This is a genomic window from Cobetia sp. (genome assembly GCF_983723665.1).
Genome location: NZ_CFDJES010000247.1, coordinates 1 through 2,639, shown reverse-complemented (window position 1 = coordinate 2,639; position 2,639 = coordinate 1). Strand labels below are relative to the sequence as shown.

General features: G+C 57.7%; 3 protein-coding genes. All 3 read left to right on the top strand.

The window, feature by feature from the left end:
• A partial coding sequence (locus tag AC4FAH_RS14445) for a flagellar basal body rod C-terminal domain-containing protein (protein ID WP_490246303.1) occupies positions 1-137 on the top strand: 137 nt, incomplete at its 5' end.
• 54 nt (positions 138-191) lie between these two features.
• Complete coding sequence (locus AC4FAH_RS14440; protein WP_284726039.1) at positions 192-881, top strand: flagellar hook assembly protein FlgD; 690 nt, start codon at positions 192-194, stop codon at positions 879-881.
• A 132-nt stretch (positions 882-1,013) separates the two neighbouring features.
• A complete protein-coding gene (flgE, locus tag AC4FAH_RS14435) occupies positions 1,014-2,414 on the top strand; it encodes a flagellar hook protein FlgE (protein WP_288387955.1) in 1,401 nt (466 codons plus the stop codon).
• Positions 2,415-2,639: the final 225 nt, after the last annotated feature.

The window sequence follows — 2,639 nt, the reverse complement described above, 5'->3', positions numbered from 1 at the left end:
ATGTGACCTTCTCCAATGTCGATCCGGTTGCCGAGATGGTCGACATGATCGCGGCTTCCAAGTCCTACGAGGCCAATGTCGAGGTCTTCAATACCTCCAAGTCTCTGCTGCGCAAGACGCTGACGCTGGGGGAATGACCCTCGCTCGAGGCTTTGGCCTTCTGACCGCTTCTTCTGATTTCGGGTAATCGCATGGCGACGCTAGACACCAGTGTGCTCAACAGCATCAACCAGACCACCACGTCCTCCGGCGTCACCGACAGCACGCAGTCGGTGAGCAGTACCGAGGAGCTCAATGATCAATTCATGACCCTGCTGGTGGCGCAGATGCAGAACCAGGACCCGATGGACCCGGTGTCGAATTCCGACCTGACCGCGCAGCTGGCCCAGATCAGCACCGTCAGTGGTATCGAAGAACTCAACACCACCCTTGAGGGCATCACGGCGCAGATTTCCAGCAGTGAAGCGCTGCAGGCGGCCAGTCTTCTCGATCAGGGCGTGCTGGTCGGCGGCAATGCGGTGCTGGTGGGCAACGCGACCTCGACACCCTTCGGCCTTGAGCTGGCCGACGATGTCGACAATGCCACCGTCGAGGTGCTGGGCGCGGATGGCAGTGTGGTCAAGACCTTCGAGTTGGGCGCATTGGAGGCGGGTATTCATGGCTTCGTCTGGGACGGTTTGCTGGATGATGGCACTGAAGCCGCTGATGGCTCCTACCAGCTGGTCGTGACGGCCGAGCGGGCAGGCGAGAGCTATGACGACCTGCAGACGCTGAGTTATGGCGTGGTCAGTGGCGTCAATCAGACCGACAGCGGTGCCCAGCTGGACCTGGGTCCGGTGTTGGGTGTCGTCAGTCTGGACGCCGTGCGTCAGGTGCTTTGAGCTGAGCCCATGGCGCCGGGATAGCGCCAGCGAGCCCGCCGGACGGGCCACCAGTTTCAGGCCGTTTGGCCGCCCCCGAGCTCGCTGACAGGTCTCGGGCTTTCATCTTCATCGCGATCAAAGGGACAGACCATGGCGTTTTCACAGGCATTGAGCGGCTTGAGTGCGGCTTCTACCAATCTGGATGTGATCGGCAACAACATCGCCAACTCGGAAACGGTGGGTTTCAAATCCTCTGAGGCGCAATTCTCCGACATCTATGCCGGCTCACAGGCAGCAGGGATCGGGGTGCAATTGGCATCCGTTGCCCAGGACTTCACTTCCGGCTCGCTGGAATCCACCGGGCGCGATCTCGATCTGGCGATTTCCGGAGATGGCTTCCTGCGTTTCTCGGACACCAGTGGTCAGATCGTCTATTCGCGCAATGGCCAGCTCAACATCGATGCCGAGGGCTATATCGTCACGGCCCAGGGTGCCCAGTTGACAGGCTATTCCGGTGAAGGTGTCACCGGGGAACCCGTGGTATTGCAGATTCCGACAGCCCCTCTGGCGGCAAAAGCGACGCAGGACAACATCGCTCTCGAGGTCTATGGCGCTGAAGTCGCGCTCAATCTGGATGCCGCGGACCCTGTGCCGGCCACTGCCGATTTTGATCCGACGGATGCCGCGACCTACAACTACGCCTCGGCGATGACTGTGTATGACAGTCTTGGCGATGAACATGTCGTGACGTCCTTTTATGCCAAGACAGGCAATAATTCCTGGGATGTCCACCATGTAATGGACTTTTCGGGTAAAGCTTCTAAGTATCAAGCTGCATCTGATGAGTTAACTGTTATAGAAGCGAAGGTCGAAGAGCTGGAAGCAAGTATTGCCGATGGTCAAGAAAATGGCTTGGATGACCTGGTAGATCAATTGAAAAGTGAGTTGGATGAGGCGCAGGAAGAGCTTGTAAAAGCTAAACAGGCCGAGGCTGATGCAGCAGCTTTATTTGATCCACAGCTTGAGACAATAAGTTTTGCTGGCAATGGGCAATTAAGTAGTTATGAGCCTCAACTTCAAAATCATGAGCTTGATAATGGTGCTGCAAAGCTTAGCTTCAGTATCGACTTCACTGGCAGCACGCAGTATGCCAATGATTTTGAAGTCACAACTCTGTCCCAGAATGGTTATACCTCCGGCAGTCTTGTCGGCGTGTCCTTCGAGGAAGATGGTCGCGTGATCGGCAGTTACTCCAATGAGCTCAAGCAGACACTGGGCACCATTGCGCTGGCCAACTTCGCCAATGAGCAGGGTCTGCAGCCCAATGGCGACAACGGTTGGGTCGCCACCGCTTCCTCGGGTGTTCCGCTGGTCGGTGTGCCGGGTGAGGGCGTCTTCGGTGAGGTCCAGTCCGGGGTCGTCGAGGCCTCCAACGTCGACCTGACCACTGAGCTGGTCGATCTGATCATCGCTCAGCGCAACTATCAGTCCAACGCCCAGACCATCAAGGTCCAGGACGAGGTCCAGCAAAGCGTCATCAACATGCGCTAATGCCACTCCTGACATGTGACGCGGTTCGTCTTCTGCAATGAAAACAGCAGAGATGTCGAGGCGAACCGGGTCATCTCGAGCGTCAGTGCTCAGCGATGAACCAGCGCATCAAGAGCGGGCGTTGAGGGTCGGGCGCTGACGGCAACACGGCAAGGTGTGAGGGAATAGCGGATGGACAGAATGCTCTACACCGCCATGAGCGGCGCCCAGCGCAGCCTGGCGGCT

Coding starts and splice junctions, on each gene's coding strand:
- flgE (WP_288387955.1), top strand. CDS start 1,014: ATGGCGTTTTCACAGGCATTGAGCGGCTTGAGTGCGGCTTCTACCAAT.
- AC4FAH_RS14440 (WP_284726039.1), top strand. CDS start 192: ATGGCGACGCTAGACACCAGTGTGCTCAACAGCATCAACCAGACCACC.